An 18,217-nucleotide genomic window follows, 5' to 3' on the forward strand; every position below is an offset into this window, starting at 1 on the left:
TCCTCTCCTTATAGAAAAAAAGCTACCCATTTAGGAATAGCTTAGCGAAGAAAATCTAGTAAACTCGGTTGGATGATTCTTGCTCCAACACTTAATGCAGCACTATGAATACTTTCCTGGGTCGTTAAATCCATTATCGCCTTTTCGATATCGACATCCTCATTTTTCGAAAGGATTTCTGTAGCAAAAACTTCCTGCTGCTTTAGGCGGTCCGTCATCAATTCAATTCGATTCTGCCTGGCACCAACCTGAGCTTGCATAGCTAAGAATGTATTGATAGTTTCGTCAATTCCTTCCAGTGTGCTACTAGCGTCACCGCCGTTTTCAAGTGCATCGATCGTTTGATCAATGCTGCCGCCAATAGCAAGCGCATCTCCAAAAAGCTTGGATCCGTCTGTATTAATCTGAATAGTAATCCCAGAAAACACTTCAAGATTAATAGCTCCTGTGCCGTACAATATATTCCCATCACCATCTTTAACGGAAGATGGTTTCACATTCGTATTCTGACCGTTAAAAATATATTTCCCACCAATCTGGGTATCACCTATACTTACGAGATGTTCTTTTAATTGCTTAATTTCTTCTGATACACTTTCAAACTGTTCTCCATCATAGGTTCCATTACTACCTTGAACGGTTAACTCACGAATCCTTTGCAGAACGGAAACTGCTTCACTAATGGCATCATCTGTACTATCAATCCAGTTAGTTGCCTCCGAGATGTTACTTGTATACTGCTGGATTTGATTGAGATTGATCCGGTACCCCATTCCCATCATTGCAGCAACAGGATTATCGGATGGTTTAGAGAATTTTTTTTGAGAAGAGACTTGTTCCTGCAACTTGCCCATTTTTTCGTAACTTCTGCTTAAATTACTTAACATATTATTGGTTAGCATGGATTGCGTCACACGCATATTTTCTCACTCCTATTATCGGCCTACCGTACCCATTCCGTTAATGATTTTATCGAGCATTTCATCCATCATCGTCATCATTCTTGCAGAAGCATTGTAAGCTTGCTGGAACCTAATCATATCTGTCATCTCTTCATCTAAGGATACAGAACTGACAGAGTCTCTATTTTGGTTAACGGATGTAGCAAGTACTACAGAGTTGGAAAGATTCTTTTGAGCACTTTGTGAATCAACACCCAATTTCCCAATAATCCCGGAATAATAGGTGTCAAAGGTCCCAGTTAACCCCTTAGAATTTTGGTCTTTAGTTGAGTAATCACTAAAAGCTTTCTTTTTCAAATCAGCTAAGAGTTTAGCATTTTCATTATCCCCAGAAGCTCCTCCACTATTACCACCTGCGGCGATTAATGAAGGGTCCTTCAATATCTCACTATTCACCTTGATGCTTTCAGCAGCACTCTTACCTGGTTCAATTTCAAAAAAGTTTAATGTCGATGTTTCACTAGCTCCTAACGCATACCCCTGCTTATGAATAGCATTAAACTCATTCACAAAAGCCGTTGCCATATTATCCAGCTTCTGCAGCATATCAGGATAGGTTCCTCCGATTGTACCATCACTCTTTTTATAGCCAAAACTGTTAATCAACCCGGATAGCTCTCCTGAAAACTTGTACTCCGTTAATGTTTTCGAACCAAATTTCACTCCATCTACCATACCTGTCGATTTATCATAGCTAACTTCAACTTTTGAAGTTCCAAGCATCCCAGTTTGGTTAACACTGACTAGATTGATAGGTGGCACATAAGAAGAACCGTCTTCTTGCATTAATTCAATGTTGTATAGTCCTGTTGCTACATCACTAGCTTTGCCATAATCAGTTGGAATGACGTTTTTTACGTTTATACTGACAAGCTGAGAGAGGCTGTCTACAAGTAAATCACGTTTATCGTAAAGTTCATTCGGGATAATCCCATGCGGCTCTACTTTACTAATTTGCTGGTTAAGTTGATCAATACTGCTAATAAGCAGATTGATTTCGTTCGCTTTAACGTTTATTTGATTTCCGATATCCGTTTGAACGCTTTTTAGCGAATTGTAGTAGTAGTTAAGGGTATCCGCGACCATAACGCCTGTTGAGGCAACAACCTCACGAGCCCCTGAGTTTTCCGTGTTGGCCGTTAACCCCTGCAGAGAATTCCAGAATTTTTCCATCATTGCAGCTAACCCGCTGTCGGTTGGTTCATTCATGATGCCTTCCATTTTAGACAATGATTCGCTCATCGCCCCGTAAAAACCGATTTTATTACTTTGAGTCCTGTATTGCGAGTCCAAAAAGCTGTCTCGGATTCGCTGTACAGTTTCTGCAGCCACCCCTGTCCCGAGTTGACCTGCTACACGAGGGCTGTTTAATCCGACGGTAGGAAACCCAGATGTCTGTACCAAGTTAACACGCTGCCTTGAATATCCTAATGTATTGGCATTGGCAACGTTATTTCCTGTAGTATACAAGGCTCCTTGTGAGGTCGATAATCCACGTTTAGCTGTTTCAAGCCCCATAAAGGTTGAAATCATTTGCTCAAACCCCCATCTTTTTCTGTTTCTTATGCTTTCGAATCAAATATGCCTATACCGCTTTTTGTTGGCTTTTTAACGGACTTCCCGTAGTTCATATCCTGGGTTTGCGGTCTCAGCATATCTAAAGAGACATTAATGAATTGAAGTGACTGATAGATTAATTGCTGATTTAAAATGTTCCGCTCTTTCAGCTTAGCTACTTCATCGATTAGCTCTTTTTTTAGTCGTTTTAGTGCAGCCGTTTCAATTGGTTCTGTTAATTCCATTACTGTGTCGATGGAAGCAGTCTGTCTCACTGCTCCTTTTGCTGTAAAAAATCCCTCGACTGCTGCTTCTCTTTCTTTATCCGTTTGACTGATTGCTTTAATATGCTTTTGTTCTTCGATCAGCAGGGCGGTAATTGCCTCAGTGTCGCTAGCTTTTAAAATGGTTGTTTTTCTTAAGGCTAATTGATTGAAGCTTTTATGAAGCTTGATCAATTTTTCAACCGATTCGATGATGTTTCGTGCAGACATTCTTACTCCCTCCTCTGCTCATGAATGATGGACGGAATATGTTTCCGTTCACAATAATCAAACGTTTATTAATAATTTATTTTCGATAAAAATCAATAATGCCTTTTGCTGTCGCCTGTGAATTCAATTTATAATTTCCATTTTCTACTTGGATTTTCAGTTCGTCCACTTTTGCTTGTCTTGCAGCAGGAATTGGAGATAATTGCTGCATTTCTTTTGCCGCTGAAGAAATTTCAACTTTATCTGAGGCATTGACCTTAGATTCTTTGACATTCCCCGCTTTATTGGCTTGAAGATTATACGGGTTAATCCCTGTCATACCGACGTTATTGATTTTCATATTCCAGATCCTCTCCTTCGGCCGATTTTCTTTATCTAATCTTATATATAACCTCATATTTCGATTCCTTTAACAGACCATGAGAATGACTCTTGGCTGTGTTTATTCTCCCTATCATTAATATCGACAAGGACTTTTTTTTTTTTATGTTTTCCTGTAATCTTTCCTTCGACAACCATTGTCGAATTTTGTTCTCAATACCGAATATTCTAACAAAATACCAATCATGAAGCCAAGGATTATCCTTCGTGATTATCTTTAATATAATACGTATTTTTTTTATTTCGTTCTTGTATTTTAGTTAGGCACTTTTCTTCATCTTCAAAAGTCTGCAATTCAGAGCGAAGGGAATCACTGCATTTGCTACATAATCTCCCACTTTGAATGTTGGTCCCGCATTTTTCACAAGGAATGCCTAGGTTAGGAAATTGGGAAATTCTCAGTTTTCCTGTTTTTACAAATTTAATAATCAAATCTTCTTCCACGCCTGTGGCCTCAACCACTTGCATCATTAACGCCGTTCGATTACTTTTCTTGCGAATGTAGGCATACACTTCATCAAATTTAGCTTCTTCTTCTTTATAGCAAGCATCGCAAACATCATGAAATTTTGTTTTAACAAATAACGAATTACAGTTTTGACAGTTGAACAAATCCATTGAGGACCCCTCCTTTACTATCACAATGATTGTTCTTCAGTACTGTATATATCGAATATTAACACCGATACTTTAGAAGGTTTATAAAAAATATTCGGTTTTACCTAGCCAGAGTAATTGATGAAACTTCTGTGGCACCAGCGGTTTTCAAAGCCTTAGCCGCATGCCGGAGTGTTGAGCCTGTTGTGTAAATGTCATCCACGATCAAGATTGATTTTTGCTTTAATAAATCCGGTTTGGTGACCTGAAAAACTTGTGGCAATAATATCCGCTCCTCACGTGACTTTTTCGATTGTTTTTCCGTATGAAGGCGCGTTAATAGCTCAACCGTGTTAAGGCCTAGCAGATCTGTCAAAGCCTGCGCCTGATTGAAACCCCTCTCCATCAGACGTTCATTACTAAGAGGAATGAACGTTACCAAGTCAAAATCCATGTCTTTTAGTTTGTCTTTTAAAAAGGGAACGAAGGCCTCAGCCAGTGCATAATCTCCTCGGTACTTATATTTCGCAATCATGTCTTTCAGGAATTCATTATAATGAAAAAGCGATATGTTTATGGATAAATACCCGCTCCATTTCTTATCTTTTTCCCATCTCACACAATCCAAACAAAGATCCTCGATGCGGTAATTCTTATCAAGCTCTCGAGAGCAAATCGAGCATGCCTCACCTGCTAACTTTTTAAGTTTCCCTTCACATCTTTCACAGATTGTCATTGCCTCTTTCTTCAGTAATAGACTTCTCCACGTCAATACTGCTTTCATTTCTTCAACACAAAATAAGCATCTAGCCATCCAGCAGACCTCTTTTCCAGGCCTCTTTATTCATCATTTGTATATGGCAGATCGCCTCGACCATAGCTTTGCTTTTTCCGTAATGAAAAAAAGTGATAGTACCCGTTGGATAAGTAAAGCTTCTGCCGACGCGGCCGGCAATCTGGACGAGAGCACTCTCAGAAAACACCTCATGTTCAGCACCAATCACGGCTACGTCTAGTCGCTCAATTGTCACCCCGCGTTCTAAAATCGTCGTGGTCAATAATCCAGGGACCTCGCCATTCCGTAATGCCTGTACTCTTTCTTTTCGTTCAGGGTGCTGTGAGTGAACGGTCTCCAATTTAGGGGATAGTGTTTGAAACAACGGAATTACCTGTTCCATCACCTGAATGCTCGGAAAAAATAATAATAGAGGAATCTTCAGCTGAAGACGTTCGCTTACCCAACTGGCAATCACAGGAGGAATCTTTTTTTGGAGATATTGTTTTTGCCAATTGCCGCTCCATTTCATTTCAGGAACAGGGATCGGCTTATGATGGTAACGGGCAGGGATTGTCACGGCTTGCAGTTTCCCGCTACGGTAAGATCGTTGCATCTGTTTAGAAGGAGTGGCAGTTAAGTAGATAGTTGTAGCAGAGGGCTTTTTGGATTTATTAACCGCATAATGTAGAGAATCATCAATAGAGTAGGGAAACGCATCGACTTCATCAATGATGACTACATCGAAGGCTTCAGAAAAACGAAAAAGCTGATGTGTGGTGGAAACGGTTAGCGGCGAAGCTTTGCTTCGGTCTTCGCTGCCTCCATACAGAGCGGATACCTCAATGGCTGGAAAGGCTCTTTTTAACCGGGGTGACAGTTCGAGAACGACATCGGTCCGAGGTGTTGCCATACAGATTCGTTTTCCGGCAAGCAAGCCCGCCTCAATGCCAGCAAATAGGACTTCCGTTTTACCAGCTCCGCATACGGCCCATACCAGTAATTCACCTTTTCTTTTTACAGCCTCAACGACACAGTCCGAGGCCGTTTGCTGACCTGAAGTTAGAGTTCCATCCCAGCTCATTACTTTGTCAGGAACCGCAAACTTCAAATCAGGACCGATCCAGCCGTATAATTTTGCACATTCACTGACCCGCCCCATCATGATACAGGCTCGGCAGTAAGTACAATCTTGATTGCAAATTTTACACGGAAACGTATAAAACAAAGCAGAATTTTGGTTACCGCATCGTACACAATTGTACTGACCATTCACACATTGCACGCCGGAAGTCACAGAGACATAGCCGTGCTTTATTTGGTCGGAAATGATTGCCGGGGAAAAAGGAATTTCGGAGGCCAATAACAACCTTCCTGTGAGGTGATTCTGAAGTTCTGGGGAAAAAGGGGGAGAACTAATCGTATTTTCCAAACTATAACCTTCTTTCTTTCTTAGAATAGAATTTTACACTCGTAAATAGAATTCGCTTTTCACTTTAGAATCCCTCTTATATCCATAAAAAAACGCCTCCTCCTTTTTCAAGGAAAGACGTTCCTCTGTTTATACTTTATACCAGCCCATCCCCATCGAGCCTTCGCCCAGATGCGTTCCGATCACAGGACCGAAGTAGCTGATGTCAAACTCGACATTTGGGAAACGCGCTTCAAGTTCCGTTTTCCAGTCTTTAGCTTCAGCTTCACGCTTAGCATGAATAATGACCGCTTTATAGTTTTCACCGTTTGCCGCGTCTTCTCCAAGTAAATCAGCAATCCGTTTCATCGCCTTTTTTCTAGTACGGATTTTTTCGAACGGGACAATGACTTTGTCAACAAAATGGAGAACAGGCTTTACTTGTAGCAAACTCCCTATCAAGGCCTGGGCACTGCTTAGCCGCCCCCCACGCTGCAGATGGGATAAGTCATCCGCCATGAAATATGCCCGGACGGAAAGTTTCATTTCTTCGAGCCTGGCCATAATCTCTTCTGCGTCCTTACCGTCAAGTGCCATCTGAGCCGCTTCGAGAACATAAAATCCCTGGACTCTACAGCTGATTTCAGAATCAAAGGCGTGGACCTGAACTCCCTCTACCATTTCACCTGCTGAAACCGCACCTTGATACGTACCACTGATACCACTCGATAAATGAATTGAAATAACATCATCATATTCTTTTTGCAGCTCTTCAAACTTCTCAACAAACTGACCGATTGGCGGTTGTGACGTGGTCGGTAGCTTCGCTTGCCTTTTTACTTCTTCATAAAACTCATCTGCAGCAATATCGATTTCTTCCCGGTAGGCTTCGTTGGAGAAAATGACATTAAGCGGCATCATATGTATATGTAAACGATCACGCATATCCTTAGGTATATATGCAGTGCTATCTGTTACGACTGCGGTTTTCATAGTGAGTACCATCCTTATAAAATTACTCTAAATATCTTATACACCATTCTATCTGAAAATGCCTTAACTTGCATTAAATAGCTTATCTTTTTTTACCATAAATTAGTACAATTTAAGTAGGTGAATAGATTTATGCCGAGTTCGGCATTTGACAAAAAAGTCCGGCGCATCAGTACGCATTGCGAAAACTGAAGAGCCGGACTTATCATAAGTTGAAATTATTTCACTTCTACCCAGCCGTTTTTAATAGCTAAAACAACAGCTTGGGTACGATCGTTTACATTCATTTTTTGAAGAATGTTACTCACATGGTTTTTTACTGTTTTTTCACTGATATATAAAGTTTCGCCGATGGCACGATTGCTTTTTCCGTCTGCTAAAAGTTGAAGAACTTCACACTCGCGTCGAGTCAATAGGTGAAGCGGTCTTCTAATCTCTACAGCATGTACTGAATCACGATCAGCACCCTCTTCAGCAGCTAAACGGCGATATTCTTTGACTAAATTATGTGTCACCTTTGGATGAAGGTATGAGCCACCTTCTGCGACTACACGAACAGCATCAATTAGCGCATCTGCGTCCATTTCTTTCAACAGGTAACCTTGTGCTCCTGTTTTCAATGCATGCTGTACGTAGTTTTCATCATCATGAATCGATAAAATGATGACTTTCGTTTCAGGGTAACGGTTTACAAGCATTTTAGTCGCTTCGACACCGTTCATATTCGGCATGTTGATATCCATGATAACAACATCTGGTTTGTGTGTTTCAACAAGATCCATAGCCTCGCTTCCGTCATCGCCTTCGGCAACAACATCAAAGGATGATTCAAAATCTAATATACGCTTAACACCTTCACGGAAAAGCTGATGGTCATCTATAATGATGATACTAGTCTTCAACGGCTTCTTCCTCCTAATTTCTATTTAAATGCCTATTCTCTAAAATTTATAAATGATAGGGAATTTGTATAAACACCAAAGTGCCTGCCCCTGGTTGTGAATCAATTGTCATTTCACCTTCAAGTAGCTCGACTCTTTCCCTCATGCCTACTAAGCCAAAAGAACCCTCTTTTTGAATGGAAGAATCAAACCCTTTTCCATCATCTTTGACGACAACCGTAACCATCTCTTTAGAAATGGAAAGTTTTACTTGAACTTGCTTTGGCTCTGCATGTTTCAGTGAATTCTGTACAGCCTCTTGGACCAGCCTAAATAAAGCAACCTCCATATCAGAGGGAAGCCTTTTGACCTGGCCGAGGTTAACGAAATTCAAATGCACACCAGTATTATAGTCTTCGGTCGTTTGCAGATACTTTCTGAGGGTAGGAACAAGACCTAGATCGTCAAGGGCCATAGGACGCAGATCATAGATGATTCTACGCACTTCATATAACGCATTCCGTACCATGACTTTTAAGCTACGGATTTCCACAAGAGCTTCATCAGGACCTCTCTCTCGTTGTACACGTTCTATCAAATCCGAACGCATCATGACATTAGCAAGCATTTGCGCGGGGCCATCATGGATTTCCCGTGAGAGTTTTTTACGTTCCTGCTCCTGAGCTTCTATTATTTTCAAGCCGAAGTCCTGCTTACGTTTCGCTTCTTGTAGAGCTTCTCCCACAAATTTCAAGTCCTGTGTCAAATAGTTTTGTACAACAGAGATTTGCGAGACGAGATGTACAGCTTTATCAATCGTCTGCTGTAATCCCCTTAATCTAAGCTCAAGTTCATCCCGTCGATTACGAAGCTCTTTCTCTAACTGGCGATTTATTTGTAAATCGACTTGCAGCTTATGTGCTCTTTCATAAGCATCGCGAACCTGTTCTTCAGAAAAATGGTTGAAGTGCATACTGACTTCGGAAAGCCTTTTTCGAGCAAATCTGGCTTTTGAATCCAGTGCATCGCTGTCGGTTATCACAATGGCAACTCTGATTTTCACATCATCAAGCTCTTTTGTTAATGACTCAAAGTCTTTGCGACATTGCTCTCCAATATCAAAGACTTCATCCTTACTTTCACTAACAGTGCTTACCATTGTTTCTAAGATCTTGTCCAATGCTTTAGCATCAACCTTTTTTATGGACATTAAGATCCCTCCACTTAAATCAACAGACTTAAACAATTTGTTGTCTTATAGACTATGTATATGGAAAAAAGCTCTTTTTCCTTTTTCATGAATGGTTAATTATCAGGAAACTTGCAATGAAGTAACCTTCATGAACATATTGTACCAAAAAAAGAAGAAAAATACGTCAATTTCATTGTAGGATTTTCACAAAATATACATATTTAGTATACATTTCATATTCCTAGCTTTTATGGATATCACGTTAGACCACCTATTAAAAGGTTGTTTCTATTATCCTAATCCGAATTATCCTTATCAATCAAATGGAATATTCCACTCCATTGATTATTATACGAAACAGATACATTTATTAAATGGCAAAATCCTTGAAATGAGCTGACTCGATATGGACAAGCCAGGTTTATGGTACAAAACTCATTGTTTTTCCTACAATGATATTCTTTTAAGCATATATAACCATCTAATAAACATTAGCTGGCAGTAGAATTAATTATAACACGTACAACTTTTTCTTATATTAAAGTTTCTTTACACTATACGGAATAAAAAATAATCTTCATTGCCACTTTTTGCGCAAAGCCTTATAATGAATCAACTAATAGCGAGAGCGAAGGTGGAATAGTAATGCTCCCTCATTATTTAACGGTAAAAGGACGTGGTGAACATGAAATCGTGATTGAGAAATCTCGATTTATTGCCCACATCGCCCGAGTGGAATCAGAAAAAGCAGCACAGGCCTTTATTCAAGAAATTAAGAAAAAGCATAAAGATGCTACTCATAATTGTTCAGCCTATATGATTGGAGAACAAAATCAAATTCAAAAAGCCCTTGATGATGGAGAGCCAAGCGGTACGGCAGGCGTCCCTATTCTTGAGGTTCTTAAGAAAAAAGACCTAAAAGATACGGCTGTTGTGGTTACACGATATTTTGGCGGCATCAAACTTGGTGCAGGCGGCCTGATTCGTGCTTATAGTAAAGCGACTTCAGAAGGAATTAATACCACGGGTGTAGTTAATAGAAAATTAATGCGCGTAATTTCAACAAATGTCGACTATACCTGGCTCGGAAAATTGGAAAACGAATTACGATCATCGATTTATCAAATAAAGGAAATTCAATACCTTGAACAAGTCAATCTTCTGGTATATGTAGAGGAAGCCCAAAAACAGGCATATACCAACTGGATGACAGAGCTGACAAACGGTCAAGGCCGTATCACTGAGGGCGAAATGATTTATTTAGAACAGGCTCTCGTTTAATTTTCTCCTGCATATTTTTCCTTTTTTTTGCTGTAATATAATTGAAAAGAAATATTTATTTTACGAAATTATTAAATCATTGTAAAATTAGTATTAATATATGACGAAATATATACTGAAGGATTCGAAAAATGGCGATTTATGTCTGCTATTTAAAAGGAGAAGAAAAAGATGTCTAATACTAGGCGTGTTTATAAAATTAAAAAAACAAAGAAAAAAAGGCGAAAGAGGCTTTGGTTATTTCTAGTCCCCCTGTTGGTACTTGGTCTAGGAGCTTCTACGTATGCTGCAACTCTATATATGAAAGCCCAAAATGTATTTAATGATTCTTACGATCCTGTCGAGGCCTCAGCCAAGCGGAGTGAAACGGTTGACCCACTCAAGGATAATTTCTCAATTCTTTTCATAGGGATTGATGACAGCGATGAACGCGACTATAAAGGAAATTCACGCTCGGATGCTTTAATGCTGGCTACATTCAACAAAGATCAAAAATCTATTAAACTATTAAGCATTCCACGTGACTCCTATGTGTACGTACCAGCCAAAGGCGTAACGACGAAAATCAACTCAGCTCATGCAGCTGGTGGACCAAAAGCAACAATGGATACTGTGGAAGAATTATTCGATATCCCTGTTGATTATTATGTCCGGATGAACTTTAATGCCTTCATCGACGTGGTGGACTCATTAGATGGAATTGAAGTTGATGTACCTTATGAAATGAACGAAATGGATTCACATGACAAGAAGAATGCCATTCATCTCGAAGAAGGATTACAAACTGTTAATGGTGAAGAAGCATTAGCCTTTGCACGGACTCGTAAAAAGGACAGTGATATCCAACGTGGTGAGCGACAACAGGAAGTTCTGAAAGCCATCATGGCCAAGGCAACCTCTGTTGGAGCATTAACGAAGTATACAGGAGTTATGGAAGCTGTTGGCGACAATATGACAACGAATCTCCAATTCTCACAAATTAAAGGTTTCATAAAATATGTAACATCTGACAACGGTCTGGATCTCGAAACTATTAAACTTGAAGGTCAAGATTCCACAATTAGCGGAACCTATTACTATCAATTGAACGAAACATCAGTAGCAAATACTAAGCTACTACTTCAATCCCACTTAAATCTGGGACCTAAAGAAGTCTCTAATCAAACTGAAGCCGTTCAATCACAATAACAATTAGAATAAAAGCCCCCCCCACTCATCCTAGGATGATGTGGGGGGGGCTTTTTTTTTGACTCTCTCTTTTATCCCCTAAGAAGGTCTCCTCTATCGTCCTTAAAACGCCAGTAGCAAAGAAAACAACTTGATAAAAAAATGACCGGAGAGGAGTGCGTAAACATAATAATACGATGTCCAAAACTTTGATTAAATGAGCATCTGAGTGGTAAATTTACGACTTGATATTTTATACTAAATATTACACACAAATAGGAATTTAATATATAAAACATCCTTCCGTACTAGATACACACTTTTTATTTCATGGGAAGGTTACCCTTAACGAAACTATAAAAAAACCTCCATACGTATTAGTAAATACGGGATGGAGGCATTAAACATATTTATTGAGCTTTGCATAGAGAATAATAATCTAGTATTCTATGCACTAAAGCAATTATGGTTTGTTTTTAAAATTAAGCATCTTCAGCAAAGGCTGATAATTCGAGCTGACCAGTCCAATTTTTTCTACAAATATTTCTATAATCAATAAGAGGCCAGTTACAAGAATCAAAGCTCCCCACATTGTTGCAAACGAAAAGATTATGGCAGCTAAACCAAAGCAGGCAGCTAAAGCGTAAATAAGAAGTACAGTCTGCTTATGAGTAAATCCTAGGTCTAACAAGCAGTGATGTAAATGTGATTTGTCAGCAGCTGATATCGGTTGTTTATTGACAATCCTGCGGATAATCGCAAAAAATGTATCCGAAATAGGAACCCCTAAAATGATAATCGGTACAATTAAGGAAATCATTGTAACGTTTTTGAATCCAAGCAGGGACAGAACTGCGATGATGTAACCTAGGAACAATGCTCCTGTATCTCCCATAAAAATCTTTGCAGGATGGAAATTATATTTCAAAAAGCCAAGGGTACTTCCAATCACAGTCAATGCAACCATCGCTACAAATAAATCCCCTTTAATAAGGGCCATCGTAGCAATCGTCACTAATGCAATTGTGGAGACTCCACCCGCAAGACCATCTAGGCCATCTATTAAATTAATGGCATTAATAATCGCCACAATCCACAAAATGGTAATAGGGATACTAAAAATGCCAAACTGAAGTGTGTCGGTAAAAAATGGTAAGTTGATAAATTCAACTTCAAGACCGCCCCATAACACGATAATGAGAGCAGCTAAAACCTGACCCAAAAACTTGGGTGCAGCTCTTAATTCATATATATCATCCGCCATCCCAATTAATATGATGACAAGAGCACCTACTAGAAGAGGCAATTGCTCCCAAAAGTCATTCGTAAAAATTAAGAATGTAATGAAAAAACTCAAAAATATAGCTAAACCGCCCATGCGTGGCATAATTTTGCTATGCACTTTTCGCTCATTCGGTTTATCAGTAGCTCCTAATTTAATGGCCAACTTTCCGACAAAAGGAGTCAAAAAAATGGACAATAAAAATGCTACCAACAAGGCCCCTATTAACATCAAGAACCACCTCTATTCAACATAAATCTAATACCCTTAACAATCAATAAGAAAACGTATTTATAATAACTTATTTATTTTTTCATCCTCAAATAAACATTATATACGTTTTCGGCTAAAATCTCTATAGAAAAGTTGTTTTTTGCAAATTTTTGTAAATCTGTCCCTAACCTTGTCAGGTTTCCGGATTTTTTTAATTCTACTGCTTTACAGATAGCCATTTTCAATTGGGTTACATGCCCAATCTCTGTTATCCAGCCAAATTTCTCATCCGGAATTAATTCTTTTACACCGCCAACATCACTTGTAATCGCAGGCAAACCTGCCCTTGCCCCTTCAAGTAAAACAAGTGGGAAACTCTCGCTTAAAGACGTTAACAATGTGACATCAGCCAAGGGATAGAGCTTCTCTATATCTTTACGATACCCTAAAAAGAACACGTGATTAGTTAAACTTTTTTCCAAAACCATCTTTTCTAAAGCCAGTCTTCTGCTTCCCTCACCCACAAGCAACAGCTTTACATGGGGAAACTCCGATATCACTTGACTTAATGCCTCTAAGGCAAATTCATGCCCTTTTACAGGTTCAAGCCTAGCAGGCATAATGATAACAAAATCATCAGCCACAAACCCAAAGTCTTCTCTTTGAAAGGGTCCCTCTAATTTCTTTTCAAAGTTAATACCATTTAAAATCTTGGTGATCTTGGTTGAGGGAATCCCTTGACTAATTAAGTCTTGCTTAAATCGATCGGAGACCGCCAGTATATGATCAGTATGCTGAAATGACCTAATATGCAAGTTCGTAAACAGTATTCCTTTTACACCCATATCTAAAAAATCATGCTGAGGGGAACTGTGCACAGTAAGAACCCAGGGGCGTTTTACGAGACGTTTTAAAAAAGCTCCGTAAATATTCGCACGCGGACCATGTGTGTGGATGATCTCTATATTATTTAGACGGATAAAGTCCCGTAAAGGTTTCAATATCGAAAGATCATATTTAGAATGTTGCTTGAAAATTTCAGTTTGAATCCCAGATGCCACAGCCTGCCGGTACAGAGCTCCTTTTTCAAACACTCCAAGAAGGCATTCCTCTTTATTTAGTTGGTTAAGTAAGGACAGAATATGAAACATACCGCCGCCAGTTTCATTACCAGCGTTTAAGTGCATGATCTTCATGTAGTTCACTCCTTATGTTTAGGAACGCTGCAACCTTTTCTTTTTCCGTCTAACCTTTAATACGAATTTCGGCAGCACAAGCATCCGTTTCCATCGGGAGGGCTGTTGGATTAATCGGAACAACCATTCAAGACGCACCTTCTGCCATAAGACAGGAGCGCGGTTCACCTTTCCGGCGAGAACATCAAAGCTCCCTCCAACTCCCATAAAAAACCCCTTTTTAAATAAGGGATAGTGCATAGAAACCCACTTTTCCTGCCTAGGAAAGCCTAAGGCAGTCAAAATAATGTCGGGTTCCAGTTCCGCTATGGACTTTGCCAAGCACTCGTCCTTGATATCAATGTATCCATGGTTGTATCCTACAAGTTCGATACCCGGATATTTCTCTTGAACCTTTAAAGCAGCTGTTTCAATCACGGATTCTTCAGCTCCAAGCAGATATACCTTTAGAGCCTGCTCATCGGCAATCCGGAATAGTTCATTCATCAAATCGAACCCAGTAATCCGCTCCTGTAATGGTTGATTCAGCCATTTTGAGGCCATAATAATACCAACGCCATCCGGTGTAATGTAATCAGCCGATGTAATGATGTCCTTATAATCCTGATGTTCATTTGCATACTCAACAATTTCAGGATTTGCCGTAACGACAAACGTTTTTTCTTGATTCATTAATCTTGGGTAGATTATCTGATTTATAAATTCATCCATATTGCTATCAATAAATGGTATGGACAATATCTCCACATATTTCTCAGTCATATCTCTTCAGCCTTTCATATGTACTATACATCTATAGGGTCGGGTATTATTCAAGAAATTTTTTCATACAAATCATATAACGTAATTTTGATTCAAAGGTGGTTGAACAATTGAAGCTTCTTGAAAAACTTTCGTTACCCATTCTAATTGTGTGCCTGCTCTTCTCATTAGCAGTACCTCACCCTATCGTCGGCTACACTGCGACGGCATTGATGCTAATTTTTATCGTTATAAATAAAAAAAACCTGATATTAATTCTATTCATTTATTTCCCAGCCCGTCCCTTACTTATGGAACTGAATAGCGGCTTAACCTATACAGGAGACCTAATTATCCTTTTCCTATTTATTTCTTTACTTATTGAAAAGTTTAAGAAGAAAGAATGGTCAACTGCGAAGTATCATTTCACTTTACCGTTCTGGCTGTATTGTTTAGTTGGTGTTGTTGCCTCGGTCTTAACCGGGGTGGGTCTCATTCCAATTCTGTTTGAACTCCGAGCTATACTTGTGACCTTCTTGCTTCTCTATATTATCGGTGAATTAAATCTAGAAAGAAAGGATATCTTTCGCTTTTTGAAGGTCACCCTACTATTTACAATCGTCCTTTGCCTTTACGGCTTATTGGAGAAAATCTTTTCTCGTTCCATCTTACTGCCTCATGCTTGGGAAATGTGGACTCTTTCCTCAACAAATCGAATGAGGATTTATGGTGCAGCTGCCAATCCTAATGTCTTTGCTTTATTTTTAAGCATCCAGTTGTTTTTTAGCTTCTTCCTCTTTCAAGCGTTAAAGAAATATAAGTTCTCGGTCTTTCTAGCATCCATCTTAATGTTCGGAACTTTACTGCTCACCTATTCACGGGGGACGATGATCGCTTTCGGAGTAGCAACGCTTGTCTTTACCATCTGGACTAAAAATAAAACATTTTTCAAATTTGCTTTAGGGTCATTTGTTTGCGGTCTGCTTCTCATATATTACCCGGTTCTATTCACTTCAAGCAAAGTGGAGCTGTCAGCATCGGTTCCAATGGAAAATATGACAATTGGCAGCACTCCTATTTCCGAACGTGAACATGCCCTGTCCAATCGTTTCTCAGACATGTTCTCTGATAAGACTCTTCATCAAAGTACAGAATGGGGCAGGTTATATGTCGTTTTTAAAGGGCTTGAAATTTTTATGGATCATCCCATAGCTGGTACGGGGCTTGCTACATTCGGAGATTCAGCCACCCTTTCCTTCCCCTCACCGATTTATCAGGAATACCAGATTGGTGAAAGGATGTATACTGATAATCAATACATTCAGATTCTTGTCCAAACAGGGGTGCTCGGTTTTTTATCAGTTTTCGTATTTATTCTTTTAACCTTTCGTAAAATCATTAAAACAAGCAATGGCACTTCAGCAGTCTTCACCATCTGCTTGATGATAGCAGGGCTAATAGCTGGACTTTTTTACAATATTCTTGAGGATAAAACGTTTACCCTCATTTTTTATAGTTGTTTAGGATTTTGTTTACACAAGGACATCTTTTTAAAGGATTGAACATATGCCTACTCTTTCACATGTTGTTAAATCGGTCGGGCTCGTCACTATCATTGCAGCCATTGGAAAAGTCCTTGGCTTCGGCAGGGAATCAATCATTGCCGCCTATTTCGGAGCATCATCAACGGCAGACATCTTTTTCGTAGCCAGTCTAATTCCTACCATTCTTTTTACAGCTCTCGGCAGCGGTCTTCAGGCCGGTGTCATTCCTATTTACCTGGAGAAAAAAGCGGAAAATCCAAGGAGAGCTGATGAATTCATCAGTGTATTAGGTTCCTTTTTTATGCTAGTAGCCGTCGTAATGACCATTGCCTGCCTGATTTTCACAAAGCCGCTCGTTATGATGGTGGCCCCTGGATTCTCGGGTTCCGAACTTGCTTTAACAGAGGTTCTAACCAGGATTATGCTGCCGAGTTTACTTTTTTTCACGCTTGCCTACATGGCGACAGGAGTATTAAATGCGAATCAGCGTTTTCTACTCCCAGCTTTTACTTCAACAGCCCAAAATACAGTCATTATAGTAGCTACCGTATTGTTCGCTGCTCCCTTTGGGGTGAAAGGATTGGCCTGGGGATTTGTGTTTGGTGCCGCCAGCCAATTTATAATTCAATATCCATCATTAAGAAAATACCAGATTCGTCCGATTTTTTCCTTTCGGCCTTACAAACAGCAAATTAATAATACGCTTATCACCTTTTATCCTATTATCATTGCGGCTTTGGCCATCCAATTAAATAGTGTCGTCGACCGGATTATTGCCACCTCGCTCGAGACTGGAAGTGTATCGGCCCTGAACTATGCGAATCGGCTATTGTGGTTGCCACTAAGCATTGTCCTCACACCGCTGATTACCGTTTTATATCCTTCGATTGTCGAACGCGCTATTGAAGGATATCAATCTTTCCTTAGTTTAACCTTAAAAGGATTGAAGTCCCTTTTATTCTTAGCTGTTCCTTTTATGATTGTCATGTTGATCAGTGGAAACAGCTTAATCGCTCTGGCTTTTCAACGCGGTGCCTTTGATGCATCCGCAACAGAAACAACTTATGCAGCATTTTTCTTTTATTCAGCTTGTCTCCCTTTTTTTGCACTAAGAGATTATTTGATGAACGCCTTTTACGCCTTAAAAAAAACAAAGGTGGCTATGTATTCCTGCCTGATTGCTGTTTTACTAAATGTCCTGCTCAGCTGGGCACTTTCACGTTTTCTCGGTGTCGGCGGAATCGCCTTAGCCTCAGGTATTTCGATGCTCCTGCAATCTCTCTACCTATTCTTCTTCTTGTGGCTAAAAACAAAAAAAACTGACAAAGCTGTATTTACTGATGTTTTTCAAGAAAGTAGCAAGCTAATCATCATCGGAGCTCTCATCTATGGACTTGCTTTATGGATCCATCCTTTTACGCTAAAGTTCTCCATTTTTGTGGAATTAGTTATAGTTTCCCTTATGGTATTCGGGTTATATATCCTATTTTCCATGCTTTTTAAAGTAAGTAGTCTACATGCATTGCGGAAGATTAGATCGAAGTAGTCAT

At 39.5% G+C, this 18,217-nt stretch carries 17 protein-coding genes; 4 read left to right on the forward strand and 13 right to left on the reverse strand.

The features are described from left to right. Positions 1 to 41 precede the first annotated feature (41 nt). The 10 genes from flgL to JFV29_RS26580 all read right to left on the reverse strand — a co-directional run bounded on the left by flgL (position 42) and on the right by JFV29_RS26580 (position 9,261). Complete coding sequence (gene flgL / locus JFV29_RS26535) at positions 42 to 920, reverse strand: flagellar hook-associated protein FlgL (protein WP_201187390.1); 879 nt, start codon at positions 918 to 920, stop codon at positions 42 to 44. A 15-nt stretch (positions 921 to 935) separates the two neighbouring features. Further along, positions 936 to 2,495, reverse strand: a complete 1,560-nt coding sequence (gene flgK / locus JFV29_RS26540) for a flagellar hook-associated protein FlgK (protein ID WP_201187392.1) — start codon at positions 2,493 to 2,495, stop codon at positions 936 to 938. Between the two features lie 29 nt (positions 2,496 to 2,524). Next, positions 2,525 to 3,013 carry a flagellar protein FlgN gene (locus JFV29_RS26545; protein WP_201187394.1) on the reverse strand — a complete coding sequence of 163 codons (489 nt, stop codon included), beginning with the start codon at positions 3,011 to 3,013 and terminating at the stop codon, positions 2,525 to 2,527. 76 nt (positions 3,014 to 3,089) lie between these two features. Beyond that, positions 3,090 to 3,353 (reverse strand): flagellar biosynthesis anti-sigma factor FlgM, encoded by a 264-nt coding sequence (flgM, locus tag JFV29_RS26550; RefSeq protein WP_201187396.1) that lies wholly within the window; start codon positions 3,351 to 3,353, stop codon positions 3,090 to 3,092. A 239-nt stretch (positions 3,354 to 3,592) separates the two neighbouring features. Next, positions 3,593 to 4,012, reverse strand: coding sequence for a TIGR03826 family flagellar region protein (locus JFV29_RS26555; protein ID WP_201187398.1), 420 nt, complete (start codon positions 4,010 to 4,012; stop codon positions 3,593 to 3,595). A 100-nt stretch (positions 4,013 to 4,112) separates the two neighbouring features. Continuing rightward, the gene (locus JFV29_RS26560; RefSeq protein ID WP_201187399.1) at positions 4,113 to 4,805 is read right to left on the reverse strand and encodes a ComF family protein; all 693 of its coding nucleotides are present in this window, start codon (positions 4,803 to 4,805) and stop codon (positions 4,113 to 4,115) included. After that, positions 4,798 to 6,129 (reverse strand): DEAD/DEAH box helicase, encoded by a 1,332-nt coding sequence (locus JFV29_RS26565; protein WP_242486951.1) that lies wholly within the window; start codon positions 6,127 to 6,129, stop codon positions 4,798 to 4,800. The genes JFV29_RS26560 and JFV29_RS26565 overlap by 8 nt, the downstream gene beginning before the upstream one ends. Positions 6,130 to 6,327: 198 nt before the next feature. After that, the gene (locus tag JFV29_RS26570) at positions 6,328 to 7,170 is read right to left on the reverse strand and encodes a DegV family protein (RefSeq protein ID WP_053348556.1); all 843 of its coding nucleotides are present in this window, start codon (positions 7,168 to 7,170) and stop codon (positions 6,328 to 6,330) included. A 218-nt stretch (positions 7,171 to 7,388) separates the two neighbouring features. Further along, positions 7,389 to 8,072 carry a response regulator gene (locus JFV29_RS26575; RefSeq protein WP_053348555.1) on the reverse strand — a complete coding sequence of 228 codons (684 nt, stop codon included), beginning with the start codon at positions 8,070 to 8,072 and terminating at the stop codon, positions 7,389 to 7,391. Between the two features lie 46 nt (positions 8,073 to 8,118). Then, positions 8,119 to 9,261 carry a sensor histidine kinase gene (locus JFV29_RS26580; protein ID WP_056524380.1) on the reverse strand — a complete coding sequence of 381 codons (1,143 nt, stop codon included), beginning with the start codon at positions 9,259 to 9,261 and terminating at the stop codon, positions 8,119 to 8,121. A 627-nt stretch (positions 9,262 to 9,888) separates the two neighbouring features. Here JFV29_RS26580 and JFV29_RS26585 point away from each other — a divergent pair. Further along, positions 9,889 to 10,524 carry a YigZ family protein gene (locus JFV29_RS26585; RefSeq protein ID WP_201187401.1) on the forward strand — a complete coding sequence of 212 codons (636 nt, stop codon included), beginning with the start codon at positions 9,889 to 9,891 and terminating at the stop codon, positions 10,522 to 10,524. A gap of 171 nt (positions 10,525 to 10,695) precedes the next feature. Beyond that, positions 10,696 to 11,712 (forward strand): LCP family protein, encoded by a 1,017-nt coding sequence (locus JFV29_RS26590; RefSeq protein ID WP_201187403.1) that lies wholly within the window; start codon positions 10,696 to 10,698, stop codon positions 11,710 to 11,712. A gap of 442 nt (positions 11,713 to 12,154) precedes the next feature. Here the strand turns inward: JFV29_RS26590 and JFV29_RS26595 are convergent, their stop codons facing one another. The 3 genes from JFV29_RS26595 to JFV29_RS26605 all read right to left on the reverse strand — a co-directional run bounded on the left by JFV29_RS26595 (position 12,155) and on the right by JFV29_RS26605 (position 15,144). After that, on the reverse strand, positions 12,155 to 13,204 hold the full coding sequence (locus tag JFV29_RS26595) for a glycosyltransferase family 4 protein (RefSeq protein WP_201187404.1): 1,050 nt from the start codon (positions 13,202 to 13,204) through the stop codon (positions 12,155 to 12,157). 74 nt (positions 13,205 to 13,278) lie between these two features. Beyond that, on the reverse strand, positions 13,279 to 14,382 hold the full coding sequence (locus JFV29_RS26600) for a glycosyltransferase family 4 protein (protein WP_201187405.1): 1,104 nt from the start codon (positions 14,380 to 14,382) through the stop codon (positions 13,279 to 13,281). Positions 14,383 to 14,400: 18 nt separating this feature from the next. Further along, a complete protein-coding gene (locus JFV29_RS26605) occupies positions 14,401 to 15,144 on the reverse strand; it encodes a WecB/TagA/CpsF family glycosyltransferase (RefSeq protein ID WP_201187407.1) in 744 nt (247 codons plus the stop codon). Between the two features lie 110 nt (positions 15,145 to 15,254). Here JFV29_RS26605 and JFV29_RS26610 point away from each other — a divergent pair, with 110 nt between their 5' ends. Continuing rightward, complete coding sequence (locus JFV29_RS26610) at positions 15,255 to 16,685, forward strand: O-antigen ligase family protein (protein ID WP_201187408.1); 1,431 nt, start codon at positions 15,255 to 15,257, stop codon at positions 16,683 to 16,685. A 4-nt stretch (positions 16,686 to 16,689) separates the two neighbouring features. Beyond that, positions 16,690 to 18,213, forward strand: a complete 1,524-nt coding sequence (gene murJ, locus JFV29_RS26615) for a murein biosynthesis integral membrane protein MurJ (RefSeq protein WP_201187410.1) — start codon at positions 16,690 to 16,692, stop codon at positions 18,211 to 18,213. Positions 18,214 to 18,217: the final 4 nt, after the last annotated feature.

The sequence above is a fragment of the Peribacillus sp. TH16 genome (genome assembly GCF_016651095.1).
Classification (GTDB): Bacteria; Bacillota; Bacilli; order Bacillales; family DSM-1321; genus Peribacillus; species Peribacillus butanolivorans.